The organism is Paenibacillus sp. NFR01 (assembly GCF_900111565.1).
Lineage (GTDB): Bacteria > Bacillota > Bacilli > Paenibacillales > Paenibacillaceae > Paenibacillus_AQ.
Genome location: NZ_FOIK01000003.1, coordinates 240,485 through 262,205 on the forward strand (window position 1 = coordinate 240,485; position 21,721 = coordinate 262,205).

Annotated in this window: 21 protein-coding genes; 16 read left to right on the forward strand and 5 right to left on the reverse strand. The window is 59.0% G+C overall.

Translation table 11 applies throughout. The features are described from left to right. Positions 1–94 precede the first annotated feature (94 nt). The 8 genes from BMW84_RS15960 (at position 95) to BMW84_RS15995 (ending at position 9,489) form a co-directional block, all read left to right on the forward strand. Positions 95–1,216, forward strand: a complete 1,122-nt coding sequence (locus tag BMW84_RS15960; RefSeq protein ID WP_091070138.1) for an ABC transporter ATP-binding protein — start codon at positions 95–97, stop codon at positions 1,214–1,216. Beyond that, positions 1,206–2,027, forward strand: coding sequence for an ABC transporter permease (locus tag BMW84_RS15965; protein WP_091070140.1), 822 nt, complete (start codon positions 1,206–1,208; stop codon positions 2,025–2,027). Before BMW84_RS15960 ends, BMW84_RS15965 begins: the two co-directional genes overlap by 11 nt. Then, positions 2,017–2,844, forward strand: a complete 828-nt coding sequence (locus BMW84_RS15970; RefSeq protein ID WP_091070142.1) for an ABC transporter permease — start codon at positions 2,017–2,019, stop codon at positions 2,842–2,844. Before BMW84_RS15965 ends, BMW84_RS15970 begins: the two co-directional genes overlap by 11 nt. After that, a complete protein-coding gene (locus BMW84_RS15975) occupies positions 2,841–3,914 on the forward strand; it encodes an ABC transporter substrate-binding protein (protein ID WP_091070144.1) in 1,074 nt (357 codons plus the stop codon). The genes BMW84_RS15970 and BMW84_RS15975 overlap by 4 nt, the downstream gene beginning before the upstream one ends. 377 nt (positions 3,915–4,291) lie before the next feature. After that, positions 4,292–5,734: a PTS mannitol transporter subunit IIBC gene (locus tag BMW84_RS15980; RefSeq protein ID WP_091070146.1), complete on the forward strand. Its 1,443-nt coding sequence runs from the start codon at positions 4,292–4,294 to the stop codon at positions 5,732–5,734. A 94-nt stretch (positions 5,735–5,828) separates the two neighbouring features. After that, a complete protein-coding gene (locus BMW84_RS15985; protein ID WP_091070147.1) occupies positions 5,829–7,892 on the forward strand; it encodes a BglG family transcription antiterminator in 2,064 nt (687 codons plus the stop codon). 15 nt (positions 7,893–7,907) lie between these two features. Beyond that, the gene (locus tag BMW84_RS15990) at positions 7,908–8,339 is read left to right on the forward strand and encodes a PTS mannitol transporter subunit IIA (protein ID WP_091070149.1); all 432 of its coding nucleotides are present in this window, start codon (positions 7,908–7,910) and stop codon (positions 8,337–8,339) included. A 1-nt stretch (position 8,340) separates the two neighbouring features. Continuing rightward, positions 8,341–9,489 (forward strand): mannitol-1-phosphate 5-dehydrogenase, encoded by a 1,149-nt coding sequence (locus tag BMW84_RS15995; protein WP_091070151.1) that lies wholly within the window; start codon positions 8,341–8,343, stop codon positions 9,487–9,489. Between the two features lie 877 nt (positions 9,490–10,366). Here the strand turns inward: BMW84_RS15995 and BMW84_RS16000 are convergent. The 3 genes from BMW84_RS16000 to BMW84_RS16010 are packed head-to-tail and all read right to left on the reverse strand — an operon-like array spanning position 10,367 to position 12,771. Further along, positions 10,367–11,191 (reverse strand): class I SAM-dependent methyltransferase, encoded by an 825-nt coding sequence (locus tag BMW84_RS16000; protein ID WP_091070548.1) that lies wholly within the window; start codon positions 11,189–11,191, stop codon positions 10,367–10,369. A 30-nt stretch (positions 11,192–11,221) separates the two neighbouring features. Continuing rightward, positions 11,222–12,061: a 1,4-dihydroxy-6-naphtoate synthase gene (locus tag BMW84_RS16005; protein WP_091070550.1), complete on the reverse strand. Its 840-nt coding sequence runs from the start codon at positions 12,059–12,061 to the stop codon at positions 11,222–11,224. Between the two features lie 11 nt (positions 12,062–12,072). Continuing rightward, complete coding sequence (locus tag BMW84_RS16010; protein ID WP_091070152.1) at positions 12,073–12,771, reverse strand: futalosine hydrolase; 699 nt, start codon at positions 12,769–12,771, stop codon at positions 12,073–12,075. A gap of 369 nt (positions 12,772–13,140) precedes the next feature. On the opposite strand from BMW84_RS16010, the gene BMW84_RS16015 reads away from it, so the two are divergent. The 7 genes from BMW84_RS16015 to BMW84_RS16045 all read left to right on the forward strand — a co-directional run bounded on the left by BMW84_RS16015 (position 13,141) and on the right by BMW84_RS16045 (position 18,471). Beyond that, positions 13,141–13,611, forward strand: coding sequence for a MarR family winged helix-turn-helix transcriptional regulator (locus BMW84_RS16015; protein ID WP_091070154.1), 471 nt, complete (start codon positions 13,141–13,143; stop codon positions 13,609–13,611). Positions 13,612–13,802: 191 nt separating this feature from the next. Beyond that, positions 13,803–14,204 (forward strand): DoxX family protein, encoded by a 402-nt coding sequence (locus tag BMW84_RS16020; protein ID WP_091070156.1) that lies wholly within the window; start codon positions 13,803–13,805, stop codon positions 14,202–14,204. Between the two features lie 57 nt (positions 14,205–14,261). Continuing rightward, on the forward strand, positions 14,262–15,215 hold the full coding sequence (locus BMW84_RS16025; protein WP_091070158.1) for a ring-cleaving dioxygenase: 954 nt from the start codon (positions 14,262–14,264) through the stop codon (positions 15,213–15,215). After that, positions 15,212–15,838, forward strand: a complete 627-nt coding sequence (locus BMW84_RS16030) for an alpha/beta hydrolase (RefSeq protein ID WP_091070159.1) — start codon at positions 15,212–15,214, stop codon at positions 15,836–15,838. Before BMW84_RS16025 ends, BMW84_RS16030 begins: the two co-directional genes overlap by 4 nt. Positions 15,839–16,041: 203 nt before the next feature. Then, positions 16,042–16,959 carry a DMT family transporter gene (locus tag BMW84_RS16035; protein WP_091070161.1) on the forward strand — a complete coding sequence of 306 codons (918 nt, stop codon included), beginning with the start codon at positions 16,042–16,044 and terminating at the stop codon, positions 16,957–16,959. 92 nt (positions 16,960–17,051) lie between these two features. Continuing rightward, positions 17,052–17,435: a FlxA-like family protein gene (locus BMW84_RS16040; RefSeq protein WP_091070163.1), complete on the forward strand. Its 384-nt coding sequence runs from the start codon at positions 17,052–17,054 to the stop codon at positions 17,433–17,435. 148 nt (positions 17,436–17,583) lie between these two features. Further along, the gene (locus BMW84_RS16045) at positions 17,584–18,471 is read left to right on the forward strand and encodes a nitroreductase family protein (RefSeq protein ID WP_254773012.1); all 888 of its coding nucleotides are present in this window, start codon (positions 17,584–17,586) and stop codon (positions 18,469–18,471) included. On the opposite strand, the gene BMW84_RS16050 is transcribed toward BMW84_RS16045, so the two are convergent. After that, complete coding sequence (locus BMW84_RS16050) at positions 18,464–20,113, reverse strand: ATP-binding cassette domain-containing protein (protein WP_091070164.1); 1,650 nt, start codon at positions 20,111–20,113, stop codon at positions 18,464–18,466. The two genes, BMW84_RS16045 and BMW84_RS16050, sit on opposite strands and share 8 nt — an antisense overlap. Further along, complete coding sequence (locus tag BMW84_RS16055) at positions 20,110–20,922, reverse strand: ATP-binding cassette domain-containing protein (protein ID WP_091070166.1); 813 nt, start codon at positions 20,920–20,922, stop codon at positions 20,110–20,112. Before BMW84_RS16055 ends, BMW84_RS16050 begins: the two co-directional genes overlap by 4 nt. Positions 20,923–21,065: 143 nt before the next feature. Here BMW84_RS16055 and BMW84_RS16060 point away from each other — a divergent pair, with 143 nt between their 5' ends. Then, on the forward strand, positions 21,066–21,674 hold the full coding sequence (locus BMW84_RS16060; RefSeq protein WP_091070168.1) for a biotin transporter BioY: 609 nt from the start codon (positions 21,066–21,068) through the stop codon (positions 21,672–21,674). The last annotated feature ends 47 nt before the right edge of the window (positions 21,675–21,721 follow it).

Below are 21,721 nucleotides of genomic sequence, written 5' to 3' on the forward strand. Positions count from 1 at the left end.
GAGGAAATGTCGCTTGCCGGCAAGTCCGAAAGTCTCGGGTTGTTCCCCTGGAGAAGGGGTAAATTGGGTATAGTACATACATAGGGTTAGGAGGGTGTTAGCCATAGCTACAGAGAACACGATCATTTCATTCGAGCAGGTCATCAAGCAATATGATGATGAGGAGCCTGTCCTGAAGGGCGTCAGCTTCGAAATCGAGCGCGGTAAGTTTTATACGCTGCTGGGTCCGTCGGGCTGCGGGAAGACGACGATTCTGCGGCTGATTGCCGGATTCGCCGAGCCGACGGAGGGCTCCATTTATATGAACGGGCAGGTTATCAACCGCATTCCCGCCAATGAGCGCCAGGTCAATACGGTGTTCCAGGATTATGCGCTTTTCCCCCATCTCAACGTATTTGAGAATGTCGCGTTTGGGCTTAGGGTCAAGAAGCTCAAAAAGGACGTTATCGCGGAAAAAGTTCAGGAAGCGCTGCGTTTCGTCAACCTGGCCGGGTACGAAAATCGTGCGGTCAGCGAAATGTCCGGCGGCCAGCGCCAGCGCGTGGCCATTGCCCGCGCCATCGTCAACGAGCCGCAGGTGCTGCTCCTGGACGAGCCGCTGTCGGCGCTCGATCTGAAGCTGCGGACGGAGATGCAGTACATTTTGCGGGAGATGCAGCAACGGCTTGGAATTACCTTTATCTTCGTCACCCATGACCAGGAAGAGGCGCTGGCGATGTCGGACTGGATCTTCGTCATGAACCAGGGCCGGATCGAGCAGAGCGGAACGCCGAACGATATCTACGACGAGCCGATCAACCGGTTTGTAGCCGACTTTATCGGGGAATCGAACATTGTCCCCGGCACGATGATCGAAGATTATCTGGTGGAGATCAATGGCAAACGTTTTGAATGCGTCGATGCCGGGCTGCGGCCGAACGAAGCGGTGGAGATCGTGATCCGTCCGGAGGATCTGGAGATTGCGACTCTGGAGCAGGGCAAGCTGCGGGTACGTGTAGACTCCCAGCTGTTCCGCGGCGTGCATTACGAGATCAGCTGCTATGACGAATCGGGCCATGAATGGCTGGTGCATTCGACGCGCAAAGCGGAGGTCGGCAGCGAAATCGGCCTTTATTTCGACCCGGAAGCGATTCATGTCATGCGTTTCGGCGAAACGGAGGAAGAATTCGACGCCCGTCTCGAAGCCTATGGCGAGGTGGAGAACCATGAAGCGTAAGGGCCGGTCGTATTACCTCATCCCTTATTATTTATGGATCGCGCTGTTCGTCATCGCACCGGTGCTGCTCGTTGTTTATTATTCCTTGTTCGATTTGGACGGGAAGCTGACGCTGGACAATTACGTCAATTTCTTTACCCCGGTGTATTTGAAAATGACGCTGAGCTCGTTCTGGTACGCCTTTCTGATTACGCTGTTTTCGCTGCTCGTGGCGTATCCGGCTGCGTACCTGCTGACCCGGACGAAGCATAAGCAGCTTTGGCTGCTGCTCATTATTTTACCGACATGGATCAATCTTTTGCTGAAGACTTACGCCTTTATCGGCATTTTCGGCACGTTCGGGCCCGTCAACAGCCTGTTCGACGTTCTCGGGCTGGGCCGCCAGCAAATTCTGTTTACCGGTTTCAGCTTTGTGTTTGTTTCGGTGTATATCTTTATTCCATTCATGATCCTGCCGATCTTCAGCTCGCTGGAGGAACTGAACCACTCCCTCGTGGATGCTGCGCGGGATTTGGGCGCTTCCGGCTGGGCGACGTTCCGGCGCGTGATTTTCCCGCTTACGCTCTCGGGCGTCCGTTCGGGCTGCATGGCGGTGTTCATTCCGGCGTTGTCGCTGTTCATGATTACCCGCCTCATTGCCGGCAACCGGGTGATTACGCTCGGTACGGCGATCGAGCAGCATTTTCTGGTCACACAGGACTGGGGCATGGGTTCGACGGTCGCCGTGTTCCTGATCGCGATCATGGCGCTGTTCATGGTTTTGTTCGGCGGCGCGCGGAATGCGAGAAAAGGGGTGCGGAATGAAAAATAAAAACGGGATCGCCAATCTCTATTTGGTGCTTGTCTTTATTGTGCTGTACGCGCCGATCTTCTATCTGATGTATTACTCGTTCAACAGCGGCGGAACGATGCATAAATTCGAGGGCTTCACCCTCGATTATTACCGGGAAGTCATCCATGACACCCGCCTGATCATCATCATTATCAACACGCTGGTCATCGCGCTGCTGTCATCGGCCATTGCCACTATCATCGCCATCATCGGCGCGCTGGCCATTCAGGGCATCCGCAGCAGGCGGGCGAAAAATACGGTGCTGTCGCTGAACAACGTGCTGATCGTCAGCCCGGACGTCATCATCGGCGCTTCGTTCCTGATTCTGTTCACCATCGCCGGCATTCAATTGGGCTTTACCTCTGTGCTGCTGTCGCATGTGGCGTTCAGCATCCCGATTGCGGTACTGATGATTCTTCCGCATCTGCAGGAGATGAGCCCGACGCTGGCAGATGCCGCAAGGGACCTCGGAGCCACCCGGCGCGATGTACTGACGAAGGTGATTTTGCCGATTATCAAGCCGGGGATTTTCAGCGGATTTTTTATGGCGCTCACCTATTCGCTGGATGATTTCGCGGTGACGTTCTTTGTGACGGGCAACGGCTATTCCACCTTGTCCGTAGAGATTTATTCCCGCGCGCGGCAGGGCGTCTCGCTCTCGATCAATGCGCTGTCCACGCTGATCTTCCTGTTCACCATTTTGCTGGTGGTCGGTTATTATTTCCTGAACCAGCGGAAGAACCGTCCGGGCACGGCGGCTGCGGAGGGCGCGGCGGAAATGGGGGTGCCTAGATGAAGCAGCTCATCAACACGTTTGCCGCGATTCTGATCGTCGCCTTCGGGCTGATGTTTCTGGCCTCGCGGCTGAACTCGGCAGAAGGGTATACCGGCGGCAATACGTTGACGATTTACAACTGGGGCGATTACATCGATCCCGATATATTGAAGGAATTCGAGAAAGAGACCGGCATTACCGTCATTTACCAGACCTTCGATTCCAATGAAGCGATGCTGACCAAAATCGAGCAGGGCGGCACGACCTTCGACGTTGTCGTTCCTTCCGATTACGCGATCGCCAAGATGCGCGAAGAGAACCTGCTGCTGCCGCTGGATCATAGCAAAATTCCGAATCTGGCCAATATCGATTCGCGGTTCATGAATTTGTCCTTTGATCCGGGCAATCAATATTCGGTGCCGTATTTCTGGGGAACCGTCGGCATCATCTTTAATCCGGAGCTGACGGGGGGCATTGATTTCAGCAGCTGGCAATCGCTGTGGGACAGCCGGCTGAAGAACAACATCCTGCTGGTGGACGGCGCCCGCGAAATTATGGGCATGGCGCTGAACAGCCTGAACTACTCGGTCAATGATACGGACGAGGCGCATTTGCAGGAAGCGCTGAAGAAGCTGAACAAGCTGTCTCCGAACGTTAAAGCGATTGTCGGCGACGAGATCAAGATGCTGCTGGCCAACGAAGAAGCGGCCGTCGGGGTCGTCTGGTCCGGCGATGCTTCGGAGATTATGGACGAGAACGACAAGCTGGATTATGTCGTGCCGGAGGAAGGGTCGAACAAATGGTTCGACAACATGGTCATTCCGCGCACGGCAGCCAACGTCGACGGCGCGCACAAATTTATCGACTTTATGCTCCGTCCGGAGGTTGCCGCGCAAAATGCCGAATACGTCGGCTATTCGACGCCGAACGTGCCTGCGCTTGCGTTGCTGCCGGAGGATATTTCCGGCGACACGCGTTTTTATCCTTCGACGGAGATTACCGACCGGCTGGAGGTCTACGACAATCTCGGCAAAAAGATGCTTGCCCATTACAACGAGCTGTTCCTGAAATTCAAGATGAATAAAAAATAATATGAATCATACAAAATGATATAGGCCAAAAGGCGGCTGTGTGCGAAAGAAATTCGTGCATGGCCGCCTTTTTAGTATGGATGAAGAAGCCGGCAGTAGCGGCCCCGAGAAATTCCTTCAGAGCGGCATTTTTGATTGATCGCGGAGCGGTCCGGGTATAATACAAGCAGCGAATAGAGGAGCAATACGCGTAGCAGCGGGCTTTTTCCGTAGAACGGCAAGCTCTTAAATGTTGTCAACAATGTTCCTGCCGAAAGCGCATTTTCAATTCCGTGACACTGAAAGCGCTTTGAATTACTATGTAGCCATAGGGACGATATTCCTAGTAAGCCTTGATCAAAGGGCTTTAGATTAATATTTTGAGGGAGGCATTTGTTATGGCCACAACGGCTACAAACAGAGCAACACAACCTTCTACCGGCGGAGCCAGAGTAAAGGTTCAACAATTTGGCCGGCTGCTGAGCGGTATGGTTATGCCGAATATCGGCGCATTCATCGCTTGGGGCTTGATCACCGCTTTGTTCATTCCTACAGGCTGGATTCCGAACGCGGACCTGGCAACGCTGGTTGATCCGATGATCAAATACCTGCTGCCGCTCCTGATCGGTTACACCGGCGGTACGATGATACACGGCAAACGCGGCGGGGTTATTGCCGCCATCGTAACGATGGGCGTCATCGTCGGCGCAGATCAGCCGATGTTCCTCGGCGCCATGCTCGTCGGCCCGCTGGCCGGCTGGGTCATCAAACAGTTTGACCGTGCGGTAGACGGCAAAATCAAAGCCGGATTTGAAATGCTGGTCAACAACTTCTCGATCGGTATCATCGGCGGCGCATTGGCGCTGCTCGGCTACAAAGGCATCGGCCCGCTGATGCAAGGCATCACCAACGTTCTGTCGAACGGCGTAGAATTTCTGGTCAACCACCATGTGCTTCCGCTGGTCAACATCATCATCGAACCGGCGAAGGTCCTGTTCCTGAACAATGCGATCAACCACGGGATCTTGAGTCCGATCGCCGTAGAGCAAGTGCAACAACACGGCAAATCGATCCTGTTCATGCTGGAATCGAACCCTGGTCCAGGTCTGGGCATCCTGCTCGCTTACTGGCTGTTCGGTAAAGGCTCCGCTAAAGCTTCGGCTCCAGGCGCTGTCATCATCCACTTCCTGGGCGGTATCCATGAAATCTATTTCCCTTATGTCCTGATGAATCCTCGCCTGATCCTTGCGGTTATCGGCGGCGGCGTTTCCGGTACGTTCATCTTCAACCTGATGGGCGCAGGCTTGACGGCTTCCCCGTCTCCGGGTTCCATCATCGCCTACATGGCCATGACGCCTAAGGGCGGATACCTTCCGGTTCTGTCCGGCGTAATCGTAGCTGCGGTTGTATCGTTTGTGATTGCATCCCTGCTGCTCAAAACGTCCAAGCAAACCGATGAAGAAATGGATCTGGCAGAAGCAACGGCCAAAGTGAAAGACATGAAAGCCGCAGGCAACGTTCCGGCTGCTGCCGCTAACGCAGTCGCTGCCAACGTACGCACCAAAGGCGATGTGAAGAAAATCGTATTCGCTTGCGATGCCGGCATGGGCTCCAGTGCGATGGGCGCTTCGGTTCTGCGCAAAAAGTTGCAGGAAGCCGGCGTCAACATCACGGTCGTCAATTCGGCGGTCAGTGAAATTCCGGCCGACGCCGACATCGTTGTCACCCAGAAGACGCTGACGGACCGGGCCATGAAAACGAACCCGTCCGCCGAGCACATCTCGATTGACAATTTCCTGAAGAGTCCGAAATACGACGAGCTGGTTGAACGCCTGCGTTAATTTTAGGTAAGATCTGAATAGTCCCATATTACGGAGATACGTTGGCTGAGTTACGAAGCCAGCGTTTCTCCCGTTTAAGGCGAGGGCTCATGCCATGAGAAAAATGACCGCAAGGCAGCGGCAGGTCATTGCGCTTCTTATATCCATGGAAGGCGAAATGACCGCCGCCGAGATTGCCGGAAGCGTCGGCGTCAGCGTCCGAACCGTCCATCGCGAAATGGAGGAAATCGAACGCATTCTGCAGAACTTTGGACTGGTGCTCAGCCGGAAGTCGGGCAAGGGTATACAGCTTGGGGGACCTGCCGAAGGCATGGAGGAGCTGCGCCGTTTTCTCCGTGAGGCAAAGCCGGCCGAATACTCCGGCGAGGAACGCAAGGTGATGGAGCTTTGCCGTCTTCTGGAGGCGGAGGAACCGGTCAAACTGTTTGCGTTATCCCATTCCCTGAAGGTCACGGTGGCTACGGTCAGCTATGACCTTGATGAGCTTGAGCCTTGGCTGAGGAAATTCAGCCTCCTGCTGATCAGGCGCAGAGGGTACGGCGTAGAGGTCGAAGGCAGCGAATTTGACAAACGGCGGGCGCTTAGCCGGCTGGCGGCCGAGCATCTAGACCAGTCCGACCTCGTTGGTTACGGCGCCCATGCCGAGAGCAGCGCGGTGTTTGCCCGGCTGCTCACCGCCATCGGCCAGGACCGGCTGATCGAAATCGAAAGCACCTTCTGGGACATGGAATGGAGCTGGACGCTGGAGCTTCCGGAGATTGTCTACATGGAGCTGCTGATCGGCCTGGCCATCGCCGTCAGGCGCGTGGAAATCGGCCGGGGCATCGACAGCGTCGATAATGCGGGTTATTCGCGAAAGTCGGAGCATCGGAATATTCCGATTGCCGAGCAGTTTATCGCCAGGCTGGAGAAAGAGCTGAACCTACAGTTTCCCAAGGCGGAGATTCTGCATATTGCCGGTCTGTTTGACCGGGCGCAGGATTCGTTCTCTCCTTCGGATTCGGCCTATGGCGATATCGGGCTGATGGAGCTGGTGTACCGGCTCACGGAGAATGTGGTCCGGCGGACGGGGCTGCTTTTCCAAAGCGACCGCACCTTGCGCGAAGGGCTGCTGGAACATATGGAGCCGGCGCTGCGCCGCATCCGGGAAGGCACCCGAATTCGCAACCCGCTGCTGAACCCGATCCGCAGAGATTATGAAGAATTGTTCCAGATCATCCGCCAAGCGGTGGAGGAGCTGGGGCTCGATTTAACCATTCCGGATGAGGAAATCGGCTTTCTGGTCATGCATTTTGGGGCGTCCATGGAAAGACTGAACCAGCTGAAACGCAAGGTCCGGGCCATTCTGGTCTGCTCCAGCGGTCTCAGCTCTTCCAGGCTGCTGGCGACAAGACTCAGCAAGGAATTGCCGCAGATCGAAATTCTCGGCAATGCCTCTTGGTATGAAGCGGCACGCATGCCGGAATCCGAATACGACCTGATTATTTCAACGATTGATCTTCCGCTGCCTCGTGACCGTTATATTCGTATCAGCCCGCTGCTTACGCCGGAAGAAACCGTACGGCTGCTGGATTTTATCCAGAATACGACGCTGCGCGAGCGGCCAAACAGCGGCGGTGACGCCGGAGGAACTTCCACTCAGACGGGGCGGGCGCTGGAGCGGCTGATCAGCTACAAGGGGCTGCTTGATGAAATCATCAGCCTTATGGAGCGCTTTCGCTACCATCCGCTCGACAATTCCGGCCTGGCGCTGCCGGCATTGCTGAGGCTGATCCTCGACCACCTTGAAGCGGACATCATCGACGATGCCGACCTGATGGTCGAGCGCCTCCTGGAACGCGAGCGCCTAGGCAGCCAGGTCATTCCCGACACCGGCCTTGCGCTGTTCCACGCGCGAAGCAGCCATGTAAGGGTGTCGTCGCTGACGCTCTACCGGCTGCGCAGCCCGGTTCTGCTGGAGGGCGAGCAAGAAGTCAGCGTCATTCTCTTGATGCTGGCGCCGCGCAAGCTGGAGAAGGAAAGCCTGGAGGTGCTCAGCGAGATCAGCTCGCTGCTGCTCAACGCTGAAATGGTGAAGCTGCTGCAAGAGAAGACGGAGGAGGAAATACGGGCTTTTTTATCGGCTGAGCTCCTCCGTTTCTTTGAAAATAAACGATAGAGAGGGAGAAACCATATGAGTATTTTGAATGAAAACAAAGTCGTTATGAATGCTGTGGCTAAAGACAAATATGAGGCCATTACCATTGCCGGCCGCATTTTGGTGGAAGCCGGACATGTTACGGAGGAATACATTCCTAAGATGCTGGAGCGCGAGCAAGTGGTCTCCACTTATATGGGCGGCGGGCTCGCCATTCCGCATGGCACCAAAGAAGGCAAGCAATACATTAAGTCGACGGGCTTGTCCGTAGTCCGTTTCCCGGATGGCGTTGATTTCGGCGGAGACGAACCGGCTTTCGTAGTGATCGGCATTGCGGCCGCGGGCAGCGACCATATGGAGATCCTGACGAATGTAGCCATGATTTTCACGGAAGACGATGCCATCGAGAAGGTCATGAACGCAGCGACACCGGCCGAGATTATCTCGATTTTCGAAGGGGGACTGTAAGATGAAGAAGGCAGTTCACTTCGGAGCGGGCAATATCGGGCGGGGTTTTATCGGCCTGTTGCTGTCGGATTCCGGTTATAAGGTCGTATTTGCGGACGTAAACGAGAAGGTGGTCGGCGAGCTGCGGGAGCGCGGCGAATATCCGGTAACACTCGCAAGCGAAGGCGCGGAAACCGTTATCGTGAAAAATGTAACGGCGCTCAGCAGCGCTGCGCAAGCAGAAGAGTTGGTAAGCGCCATTGCCGAGGCTGATCTCGTGACGACCGCCGTCGGCGTTACCGTGCTGAAATTCATCGCCGGCGCCGTAGCCGAAGGCATCAAGAAGCGTCTTGCTTCCTCGGAAGCCCCGCTGCATGTCATCGCCTGCGAGAACGCCATCGGCGGCAGCGCCCAGCTCAAAGAGTTGGTTTATGCGCAGCTGGATGAAGCCACCCGCGAAAAAGCAGACCGCGTCGTCGCCTTCCCGAATGCGGCGGTAGACCGCATTGTGCCGCTGCAGCAGCATGAAGATCCGCTAAAAGTGGTGGTCGAGCCGTTCTACGAGTGGGTAGTCGACGCTTCGCAGATGCTTCCGGGCTATGAGCCGGTGGAAGGCGTGCATTACGTCGAGAACCTGGAGCCGTATATCGAGCGCAAGCTGTTTACGGTGAACACGGGTCACTGTTCGGCGGCTTACCTGGGTTATCTGGAAGGATATGAGACGATTCAGCAAGCCATGGCCGACGACAGCCTGACGGCAAAGGTCCGTGAGGTACTGGAAGAAACCGGCGCCATGCTGGTGAAGAAACACGGCTTCGATGCCGGCGAACACGGCAAATACATCGACAAAATCCTGGAGCGCTTCCGCAATCCGGCGCTGACCGACGAAGTCAGCCGCGTCGGCCGTTCGCCGATCCGCAAGCTGTCTCCGAACGACCGTCTTGTGTCGCCGGCACTGCAGGCCTTGGAGCTGGGGCTCAGCTATGACGCGCTCGCCCGTTCGATGGCCGCAGCGCTGCTGTTCAAAGCGGCCGGCGATCCGGAGGTCGACGAACTGCAAGCCGCTTTGGCCGAGCATGGCGTATCCGCAACCTTGGCCCAATACACCGGCCTGGGACCTGACCATGCCATCCATCAAGCGGCGTTGAAGCATTACGAAGCATTGAAATAACCCGGGCGGCAGGCCGGACAGCAAAAAGCCAGTATCCTTGCGAGGCGAGGGTACTGGCTTTTTTAGTTGCCGACGGAGAGAAGTGCTATGGCGTCACGGCGGAGTGCTAACGGCAGAGCAGTAAGGGCGGAGTACTGGTGGAGTGCAAACGGTGGAGTGGCAAAGGTTGAGTACAGGTGAAATGGCAAAGGCGAAGAGCCAGCGGTAGTAGTAACGGCAGAGTACAAGTGGAGAGCCAACGGTGGAGCCATCGACGAATGCCAAGGCGGAGAGCTAGGACAGAGTAGTAACGGCAAAGTACTGGTGGAATGCCACGGCGGGGAGCTACGGCAAATTAACAACGGCAAAGTACTGTGGGGCGCCAACGGCCAAGTGCCAATAACGGAGCGCTGTCAGGAGAGAGCCAAGGCGTTCGCAGACAGTGGAGCAGCAGCGGGGAGTATCGGTAGAGCGCCAACCACGTAGCGCCGGCGGAGCGCAGACTGCTGAGTGCCAACGGTGGTGCTGCTATCGGCTTGCTCCATCCGTGCAACTCCTTCCAACGCTGCTTGCTCACCACGTAACGGACACAGGAGCCGTTATTTGATCCAAAAGGTGTCAATTTCCAAATTAACGGACATGAGAGCCGTTATTCACTTCAAAAGGCCGAAAATAGCTAGGTAAAAGTAACAATAACGGCGCTCAGGTCCGTTGGAATGGGAAATAACCGATTTTTCCGCAAATAGCGGCGCTCAGGTCCGTTAGAAGGGGGGCCGGGTCACAAGCGAGGTTACATGCCAGAACACAAGTGAGTCTGTAGTGACTGCAAGTGAGACTGAACGTGAGACCAGAAGTGAGGTCACACGCGGGACCAACTGTACCGCGCCTGCATACCCGATTACTTCACGCCGATCCGCATCCGGTAGCCCAGCAGCATCGGCAGCGTGCGGCCAGCATAATACGCCTCGACCGTACGGGCAAATTCCGCAATATCCTGCTCCAGCTGCTCTGGCGCCAGCTTCAGTACCGTCTGAAGACCGCCTTGGCTCAGCGCCAGGCCGATGAACCGCTGCGCATCACAATTCTCGGTATGATGGAACACGATTTCGCGGCTAAAGGAAAAATGGCCGCTTTTTTGAATTTGCGCCAGATGTCCTTCTTTGTTCCATTTGCTGGCCCGCTCTTTCTCGGGTTGCAGCGAATGCAGCAGCTTGTCGGCATTATCGATCAACCGGCCGTAGCCGGCTTCGACCTGCGGGTGAACCACCGGAGGCCAGTCGCAGTCGTAAGCGGCGAAGAGGCCGCCCTCCCGCAGGCAGCGGGCGAACTCCAGCAGGGTGCTGGACGGCTCCATCCAGTGGAATGACTGCGAGCAGGTGATGATGTCCAGCGCGCCCGAAGCAAACGGAAGCTGGTTAGAATAGCCGTGGATAAAAGACACGGTAGCCTGCCCCTCCGGCAGCCGGCCCAACTTCTCCTGTGCTTTGCTCAGCATGTCGGGATTCGGCTCTACGCCGGTCACGCGGTCGGCGGCTTGGCCCCAGATGAGCGTCGACAGCCCGGTGCCGCAGCCGACATCCGCCACTGCCGCAGGCCGGCCGCCGAGATATTGGCAAAGCAGCTCGGCAACCAGCGGAGGCGCCTCGGGACGGAAGCGGTCGTACGTATCCTGGTATCCCAGGAAACGGTCTATATTCTCCTGGCGATTGCCTTCGGGAATGATTGTAATCTCCTCCTTGGGGTTCAGGTGCATCTATCGCAGCAGCGCCAAATCAAACGCAGGGACAAGCCCCTCCGCCGCAGCGCGGCCCAGCAGGGCGGTAATAGCGGCATAGCCGTCTTCGCCCAGATCCATCGTAAATTCGTTCACGTACAGGTCGATATGGGATTTGGCGACTTCCGGCGACAGCTCCTGGGCATGGCTCATCACGAACTCCCGGGTATCGCCGGGGTGATCCCAGGCATGGCGCAGCGAGGCACGGATCCATCCGGCGATGGCGGCATCGTCCAGCTCCCGGCGGGCGATGATGGCCCCGAGCGGAATGGGCAGGCCGGTATCGCTCTCCCACCAGCTGCCGAGATCGGTCAGCAGTTCAAGACCGTAAGACGGATAGGTAAACCGCGCTTCGTGAATGACGAGGCCGGCATCGATTTTGCCATCGCGCACAGCCGGCATAATCTCGTCGAACGGCATGACGACGATCTCCGCCGGTCCGCCCGGCACATGCTGCGCAGCCCACAGGCGGAAGAGCAGGTAAGCGGTCGAACGCTCGCTCGGCACGGCGATCCGGCGGCCGGACAGCCGTTCCGGCCGGGCAATCGCTCCCTCCTGCTTGCGGGTCAGCACCAGCGGCCCGCAGCCGCGGCCAAGCGCGCCGCCGCAAGGCAGCAGCTTGTAGCGGTCCAGTACCCAGGGCAGCGCGGCATAGGAGATTTTGAGTACCTCCGGGCCGGCGCCGTCCGCAGCAAGGCCGTTGGTAATATCGATATCGGCAAACATGACGTCAAGCTTGGGAGCATCCGGCACCAGGCCGTGCGCCCAGGCGTGAAAGACAAAGGTATCATTCGGGCATGGCGAAAAAGCAATCTTCAGTTCGTCGGTCATTACAGCACCTCCACTAGTATCGCGGCGGCCTTGGACAGCATGTCCAAGGCTTCGCCGATTTTCCAGGCGGCCCGGTCGCGGGGACCGACCGGGTTCGAGATCGCGCGCAGCTCCAGCACAGGGAGCCCGCGCGCTTCGGCGGCCACGGCGACCCCGTGGCCTTCCATCGCTTCCGCGGCGGCACTTGGGTGCCGCGCGAGCAAGGCGGCGGCCGTCTCCGCGGTTCCGGTCGCCGTGGACACCGTCAGCACAGGCCCCGTGCTGACAGGCAAGCCGGCCGCTTCAAGCGCGGCCGCCAGGGCCGCCGCTGCCGCAGGCGCGGCGGGAACGAGCACGCGGCCGAAGCCGAGCTCGGCCGCGCTGCGGAAGCCCTCGGGGGTCTCCGCCCCGAGGTCCGCGGCAATTAGCTCGCTGGCAACGACCAGCGAGCCGACGGGTGCGCGGCCGGGGAAGCCGCCGCCGATGCCCGCGCTGACGACGCAGCCGTAGCGGCCGGCCGCCAGCATCGCCGCGGTGCCCGCGGCCGCCGCGGCGGTCCCGGCCCCCGCCGCGACCACATCGAAGCGGCCGCTGCCGCCCAGGCCGCGCAGGACCGCGTCGCGCTCCGCCTCGACGGCGGTGACGATCAGCACGCGCGGCGCAGCAGGGCCGCTGTTCGGATCGGCAGCGGCCGGGGAAGAGTGTTCTTGAAAGGTCATGATCGAGTAGCCTCCAGGCAGATGGGATTTGAGTGGATGCAAAACACAAGACATACACAAGTTATATAGAAGGGAAGCTTTCTCTTTCCGGGAAAGGGACGGTATATCCCGCCATGTATGTTTACAGGTACGGCAAGCGTGTCCGTTTAAATCAAAAGTCTACGCCGATTTGCAAAACAGGTCAAATGGACGTCAAGAGCGGGAAGGGGTTTAAGGAAGGAACGTGCGTTGCGGCGGCAATCTTCAGATGACTTCGGATGATATTATGATTATTTTAACAGAGGTGTTGACAAACGATTCAAAGGGGGTTATATTTATCTTAACTTAAAGATAATTAACTTAAAGATAACTACACAGGAGGTGATGACCATGAACGAGAATAGCGGAATTGCCAAACCGGCGGAGCAGCTTCCCAATCAGGAAGAGGCCATGTCGCTCAAGCTGTTTGTCGTTCTGTCGAAAGCCTACCGCAGCCTGATGGATCAGGCGGTCAAGGATATGAAGAGCCACGGGCTGGCCTCCGCCGAATTTATGGTGCTTGAGGTGCTGTACCACCGGACGCGCATCCCGCTGCAGCAGATCGGGGAGAAGATTCTCGTCACGAGCGGCAGCATCACCTACAATATCGACAAGCTGGAGAAGCGCGGACTGCTGAGACGCGTTCCATGCAGCGATGACCGCCGCGTGACCTATGCCGAGATTACCGAGGCGGGCCGGGAGCTGTTCGACGATATTTTTCCCAAGCATACGGCATCCATTCATCAGTTGATGGGCGGGCTGGATCCGGAAGAGAAGCAGCAGGCGATCAAACTGCTTAAGAAGCTGGGCAAAGGCGTGTAGCGCGGAACAAGCCGCAAAGCTTGCAAGATCCGGGAGTCCCGGACATCCGCGCCGTCATACCCGGCGGTAAACAGGTAAGGATAAAGAATTGTCGGCGAGGCTGGAAGGCTGCTTAAGAAAGGACAAAAATTTTTTTAGCAGATATCTTAACGTTAAGATAATTAAATCAAAGAGAATGGAGTGTATTTAAAATGGTGAGCGTAGGATTGTTGGTTATTCGTTTGGTGATCGGGGTTATCTTTATCGGGCATGGTGCACAGAAGCTGTTTGGCTGGTTCGGAGGTTACGGTCCGAAGGGAACCGGGGGCTGGATGGAATCCATCGGCATCAAACCGGGCGTGGCAATGGCGGTCACGGCGGGACTTCTGGAGTTTGTCGGCGGGCTGTTGTTCGCAGCCGGACTGTTGACGCCGCTGGCGGCGCTCTTTATCGCAGGGGCGATGCTGGGTGCCATCGTCAAGGTGCATGCGCCTAACGGCTTCTGGTCTACGGCGAACGGTGTGGAATTTCCGCTGATTCTGCTCGCAGTGGCTGTAGGCGTTGCGGTAACCGGAGCAGGTTCCATTTCGCTGGATGCGGTTTTGTTTAATTAAGATTGACGCACGCATGATTAGTTCGCATTTTCAAATATAAAACTGGAGGTAATAATCATGACTACACAACAAACGGCAGGCATTCACCATATTACGGCTTTTGTCGGCGACGTACAGCGCAATGCGGATTTCTACGCGGGGATTCTCGGCCTGCGGCTGGTGAAAAAAACAATCAACTTCGACGCTCCGGAGGTCTACCACCTGTATTTCGGCAATGAGCAAGGCGCACCGGGCACAATTATTACGTTCTTCCCATGGTCGACGGGACGCAAGGGCAGAATCGGCGGCGGCCAGGTCGGCATTACGACCTACGCCGTTCCGGCCGGCTCCTTCGGATTCTGGGAAAAACGGCTGGCCGATTACGAAATTCCGGTGACGCATACCACCCGTATCGGAGAATCGTATCTGTCCTTTGCCGACTATGACGGCCTGCGGATCGAGCTGGTCGAACGAGAAGACGGGGCGCCAAGCGCCTGGACGTTCGGCGGCGTACCGGAAGAGCATGCGATCAAAGGCTTCGGCGGCGCGGTGCTCTTCAGCACGAATCCGGAGAGAACGGAGGATACGCTGGCCCGCACACTGGGACTTACGCGTATCGCCGAAGGCGACGGTTATATCCGCTTCCGTTCCGGGGCCGACATCGGTAACATCATCGACCTGAAGGCTTCGCCGGTGCCGCATGGCTCCGGAGGCACAGGTACAGTCCATCATATCGCCTGGCGGGCCAAAGACGACGCCGAGCAGCTCGAATGGAGCGAAAAAGTGTTCGGTGACGGATACCAGCCGACGCCGGTGCAGGACCGGCAGTACTTCAACGCCATCTACTTCCGCGAGGAAGGCGGCATCCTGTTCGAGATCGCGACCGATCCTCCAGGCTTTGCCCGGGACGAAGCGCCGGAAGCGCTCGGCGAGAAGCTGATGCTCCCCGCCTGGTACGAACCGCACCGCGCGGCAATTGAACAGAATCTGCCGGCGTTTGAAGTCCGTGAGATCGGGGTGAAAAAGGCATGAATCACGTTTTCCGCAAAGGAACGGATGAGCGCTTGCCGGTACTGGTGACGTTCCACGGCACCGGCGGCAACGAGCGTGATCTGCTGCCGCTCGCGGAAATGCTCTCCCCCGGCGCCTCGTTGCTGGGGGTGCGGGGCAACGTGCTGGAGAACGGCATGCCGCGGTTTTTCCGCCGCCTGGCCGAAGGCGTATTCGATGAAGAGGATCTGGTATTCCGCACCCATGAAATGAAGCAGTTTCTGAATGAAGCAGCAGAGCAATACGGCATTGCCCCCGGCAACTTCATTGCGGTGGGTTACTCCAACGGGGCGAATATTGCCGGTAGCCTGCTGTTCCATTACAGCGCGCTGTTCAAAGCGGCGGTCCTGCTGCACCCGATGGTGCCGCTGCGCGGCATGAAGCTGGCGGAGCTGAAGGGCGTTCCGGTATTCATCGGGGCAGGCACCAACGATCCGCTGGTCCGCAGGGAAGAGACGGAGGAGCTGGAGCAGCTGCTGCAGGGCGCCGGAGCGGAAGCATCCGTGTACTGGAGCAACCAGGGCCATAGGCTGAGCACCGGCGAGGTCGAAGCCGCCCGCGGCTGGCTGCGGAAGCATGACGGGCTTACCGCCCTTTCCCAATAAAAGACGCTTTAAACAAGCCACCGCCTGCGGGGCGTCCCGAAGCACTTAACCGAGTGCTCTCCGGGCCCTCACGGGCGGTTTGTTGTTTATTCGGAAGCGGCCGAGCCTGAAAATAACGGGAATGCGAGCAAAAGCATTGATCTTTAGGTCTTTGCTGCGGTAATATGATGAATCAATAGAATGATAGGAGGACGGGAAGACGGATGAATCGCAAGGATTTTGCTTCATTGCTGCTGCTGGCCATGACCTGGGGCGCTTCTTTTTTGTTTATGCGTATCGCCTCTCCGGAGCTGGGGCCGGTATTTACGACGGAGCTGCGGGTCAGCCTGGCTGCGGCCGCGCTGCTGCTGTACGCAGCCCTGACGAAGCGGCCGCTTGAGATCTGGAAGCATTGGAAGCCGTTCCTGCTGCTGGGCGCGATCAATGCCGCGCTGCCATTTACACTGATCTGCATCGCGGAGCTGGAGCTCAGCGCGTCGCTGGCGGCGATTCTCAACGCCACTACGCCGATGTTTACCGCGCTGGCCGCCTGGGGCGTGCAGCAGGAGAAGCCCGGCGCCGCGCGGATGGTCGGGCTGATCGCCGGCCTGGGCGGCGTTGCCGTACTGGTCGGCTTTAGCCCCGTCCCGCTTGAGGGCACGGTCGTGCTGTCCGTCCTGGCTTCGCTGGGCGCGGCGCTCTCCTACAGTTTCGGCGGATTGTATGCCGCCAGGGTCGGGCGCGGGCTGGAGCCGTTGGCACTCGCCGCCGGCCAGCAGCTGGGCGCCGCCGCCGCGCTTCTGCCGCTGGCGGTCTTTTTCCTGCCTCATGCGCTGCCTTCAGCCGCCACGGTATTTTCCGTTCTCGGCTTGGCGCTGCTCTGCACTTCTGCCGCCTATTTGCTGTATTTCCGGCTGATGCGCAGCGTCGGTCCGGTCAAAACGGTCAGCGTGACCTTCCTGGTGCCGGTGTTCGGGCTGCTTTGGGGCGCGCTTTTTCTGCAGGAGCGGATCTATGCCAACACCGTTGCCGGCCTCGTCATTATCCTGCTCAGCGTTGGCTTGGTAAACCGCAAACCGCGGCGGGAGGCCTCCGGCCGCCTGGATGAGGCGCAAAATGCCGGCTATAAAGCGCGAAGATAACCGGCCGACAGGCTTTCAGCAAACTTTCAGCGCGTTTTAACGTTGGGACAAGGGAAAGGGACTATACTCGGAGGGTGAAAGGAGGGATTCGCATGAACGTATCATCCGTATCCTCAGCATCTTCCGCTACCTATACCTCATCCCCGTCAGCTTCCTCGGACACCTCGGCGCTCGAGAAGCAGAAAGCCCGGCTGGAAGCCGAATTGGAGAAGCTTAAGGCAAGCAAAGAAGACGAAAAAACCAAAGAGACCAAAACGAAGCAGCTCGAGACGCAGATCAAGACCCTGGAAGCGCAGATCGAGCAAAAATCAAACAGCGCTTCTTCCCCGTCTGGAGCCGGTGCAGCCGGAGCGCCGCCGCAAGGGCCTCCGCCGCAAGGACCGCCGCCGGGAAGCAGAGCGAACAGCGCGGCCAGCTCGCAGGAAATCGAAACCGCTACGACGGACAGTCAAGGCCGGTTCGATATCCGCGTGTAGGACAAGCCGCCGCGGCGAATCCTATACAGCCTTCCGTACAGATGCTAAAATAGGATTGTGAAAAAAAACGCAAAACATTCGAATGGCATCCGCGCACAGTCTGAACGTGGATGCCATTTTTATTTTGCGACAAGGAGGCAGGATTCTGATGACAACGGAAACGCCGGTAATTCCGGTTTTCCCCGCCGCGGCGACCATGGAGAAACGAAAATCGGTCCGCACGTATGCCCGGACGCCGATCCGCGGGGAGGACCGGCGGGCGATCATGGACTATCTTGCGGATGAGACGCTGCTGCGCGGCCCGTTCGGCGGCCAGGCGGCCGTTGAATGGGTGGATGCCGGGCAGGAAGCCAGGGAGGAAAGCGGCAAAGGCCTCAAGCTGGGTACCTACGGATTTATTCGCAATCCCCAGGCCTATCTTGCAGGCTGTATTCCGGCCTCGGAGCAGGCGGTCCTGGAATTCGGCTATACGTTTCAGCGGCTAATCCTGTTTGCAACCAGCCTTGGGCTTGGTACCTGCTGGCTGGGAGGGTCGTTCACCCGCAAATCCTTTGCCCGCGAGCTGTCGCTGGCTCCGGGGCATATTATTCCGTGCATCACGCCGCTCGGGTACACCCATGACAAACCGCGGCTGATGGAGTCCACGATCCGCTTCATGTCCAAAGCCGATCAGCGCAAGCCGTGGAACGAGCTGTTCTTCGACGGCGCGTTCGGCCGGCCTCTGACCGCCGAAGCCGCGGGAGAACTGCACAAGCCGCTGGAGATGGTCCGCATCGGCCCTTCGGCCTCGAACCGGCAGCCCTGGCGTCTGGTATTGTCCCCGGACCGCCGTCAGGTGCACTTCTATTTGAAGCAAACGCTGGGCTACAGCGCCAAGCTTGGCTTCGATATGCAGCGGATCGACATCGGCATCGCTGCCTGCAACTTTGAGCTGGCTTGCCGGGAGCTTGGCCTCCAGGGAAGCTGGCATCGCCAAGACCCCGGCCTTGCGCCGAGAGAGCCTATGCTTCATCTGCTCAGCTTCGCTTTCAGCTGAAGCGGGAGAATCCCCACAGCAGCGCCGCCGTCACCAGGATGGCGGCGAGCGCCGCAGTGTCCGCCTTGCGCCACTGCAGCTGGAATGAAGGCGTCCGGGTTTTGTCCGGATCATAGCCGCGCGATTCAACGGCCGCGGCTAGGTCATCGCCCATCCCGATCACGAGAATCAGCAGAGGTACGGTCAGAAGAGCGGCTTGTCGCGGCGTCCAGCGCGGCTTGCCACTTTTTCGTCTGCCGCGCGAGCGCAGCGCCGTCTGCAGCTGGACCAGTTTATCCAGAATCCATGGAATAAACTGCAGCGTCACCGAGACGGCCAGCGAAGCGTTCCGTGTACGGATCCCGAGCCGGCGCAGCGGCGCAATCGCCCATTCCAGCGCTTCGCGCAGCGGCGCGCCGGTGGTCGTCTCGGTGAAGAGGAATCCGAGCGCGATCAGCAATAGAAGCCGCAGAACGTTAATCCCCCCGCGGACAAACCCGGCATAACTGAAGAAGCCCGAACCGGCGCCCGGGGTATTCCAGCTCAGTGCTGACAGCAGCCACAGAAAGGAAAACATCAGCAGGAACGGGCGGAAGAAGCGCAGGCAGCGCCGCCCCGGAATACCGGCCGAGCGGATGAGGCCGGCCATGAGCGCCGCCGCGAGCAGGAGCGGCGGCCACTGGTCCATGCCGAGGATGACGAGCGTGCCGAGCATCATCCCGAGCCATTTCACCCGGGGGTCGAGGCGCTGCCAGCGCCCGCGTCCCCCCGCTGCCGGGTCCGGCCCTGCCTCCTGCGGGCCGGACGGTTCCGGCCGCAGCCCGGCGGGGGCTGCGGCGGCGTCTGCCGGATGCCGGGGAGGAGGCGGCGGGAGCGGGCGGGCCTCCAGCTCCGCCAGCAGCGCCTCCATGCTCTCCGGCATCCGCCCGAGCCAGCCGCGCGCCATCAGGCGGTGGCCGATGGCGGCGTAAGCAGGCGGCGTGAGCCCCGCCGCCTGCCAAATGCCGGGCCGCTCCGCCAGCGGCCCGGGCGGTCCGTCATAGGCGACGGCGCCGCCCGCCATGACGATGACCTGATCGGACAGCGGGATGAAGCTGTCCAGATCATGCGTGGCGACGACGAGCGTCATGCCGCCGCGCCGCAGCTCCTGCAGCCGCGCCAGCAGCGCCGCGGCTGCCCGCGGATCGAGCCCGGCCGTCGGCTCGTCGAGCAGCAGCACCCGGGGCGAGACGGCCGCGGCGTCGGCGAGCGTCAGGCGGCGTTTCTCGCCGCCGCTCAGCAGGAAAGGCGAGCGCTCGCCGAAGATCTCCTGCGGCAACCCGGCCTCGCCGAGCGCCCGGGAGACCTGCCGCAGCCGCTCTGCCTTGGGCATGCTGCGTTCCTTCAACCCGTATTCAACCTCCTGGTTGACGCTGCCCAGGAACAGCTGCGTCTCCGGCTGCTGGAACACGATCGATATCTCCGCTTCCGGACCGCCGGCATAAAGAATGCGGCCCTGCTGCGGAGCCAGCAGGCCCGAAAGGAGCCGTAGCAGCGTCGACTTGCCGCTGCCGGTGACCCCGCACAGTACCGCGAGCGTGCCCTCCCGGATCTCCAGATCAATACCGTGCAGCAGCGGGGTACTGTCGTAACGGTAAGCAATGCCTTCCGCGCGGATGCTCATAGGATGGCCTCCAGCTCCAGCTCTGTGAGCGGAAGCTCCGCGAGTGCCCAGCCTTTGGCGTGCAGCAGCCGGCCGATGCGGACCGCGGGCGGCAGCGTCCAGCCGAGCCGTTCCGGCAGGCCGGAGGCGTAGAATAAGGAACGGGAGTCGCCGTCGAAGATCAGCCGTCCTTCGTCCATGACGGCGGCGCGCGGGCTGAGCGCCAGCTCCTCCAGCCGCTGGGTCACCCATAACACCGTCATGCCCTGCTCCCACAGTTCCCGGGCCAGCCGCAGGATATCGGTTCTGCCCGCAGGGTCGAGCATCGACGTCGCTTCGTCGAAGATAATCATTTCCGGCTCCAGCGCGAGACAGCATGCCACGGCCAGGCGCTGGCGTTCGCCGCCGGACAAGGTGCCGACGGCGGACGCCGCCTTATGCGCCAGCCCGACCTGCGCCAGCACCCGGAGAATGGTTCGAGCCATTTCTTCCGGCGGGATGCCGCGGTTCTCCAGCCCGAAGGCTACGTCTTCGAACGGCGTGGAGCCGACTGTCTGGGCTTCGGGATTCTGGAAGATTAGCTGAATCTGCCGCTTGACGGCCGAGCGGTTCTGCGGGCGCCGCATGTCTAGGCCCGCAGCATGCAGGCTGCCCAACGTCGGCGAGAGCAGCCCGTTGAACATACGGACCAGCGACGATTTGCCGCTGCCGTTGCTGCCGGTCAGCGCGATCCACTCGCCCTGGCCGATATGTATGGACACCCCCCGGACGGCGTCCAGCCTGCGCTGGCCGTCCCGGTAGGATAAGGTCAAATCGCTTGCATCGATCATAATGGCTTCGTTCCTCCCCTGAATGCCCTTGATTATAGCAGAGATTCACCCGTTGCTGTATCCCGGCGGGGATGATATAGTGTTCTAAATTACCCCAGAGATTCATATAATGATCTTTTAAAAAAACGGAGGTGTTGCCGGATATGAAACCTTGGACGACCCGGGGCGTGATTTTCAGCGCCTTATTCGCCGGTGTCATTATTACGATGAGTTACTTGAAAATTTCGCTGCCATTTTCGGCGGTGCCGATTACGATGCAGACGCTGGCCGTCATGCTGACCGGCTGCATTCTCGGCCCGCGCTACGGTACGCTGGCCGTCCTGATTGTGATTGGGCTGACCGCTGCCGGTTTTCCGGTTATGGGCGGGAACGGCGGACTTGCCGTGTTGTCCGGACCGACGGCGGGGTATATCTGGTCCTGGCCGGTTGCCGCAGGGCTGATCGGCTGGTTTGGCGTACGGATGGCACAGAATAAATATACGTTTCTCAAGCTCTTGGCCGTCAATTTCATTTTTGGCGCGCTGCTGGTCTATCCGGGCGGCGTATGGTGGCTGGCGCATTCGATGGAGATGGATTCGCTCTCCAAGGCGCTCACCGCGGGCATGTGGCCGTTTATTCCCGGCGATCTGATCAAGGCGGTTCTGTCGGCCGGCGTGGTCGCTTCCGTCTGGAGAGTATATCCGGTGAGCCGCGTGCTCGGCGGAGACAGCGGAGTGTGGGACGACGGAGGAAAAGTCACAGCCCGTCATTAAGTTTCGTTATACGCAATGCGCACGCAAAAAGAGGTGAACCTGCGCCG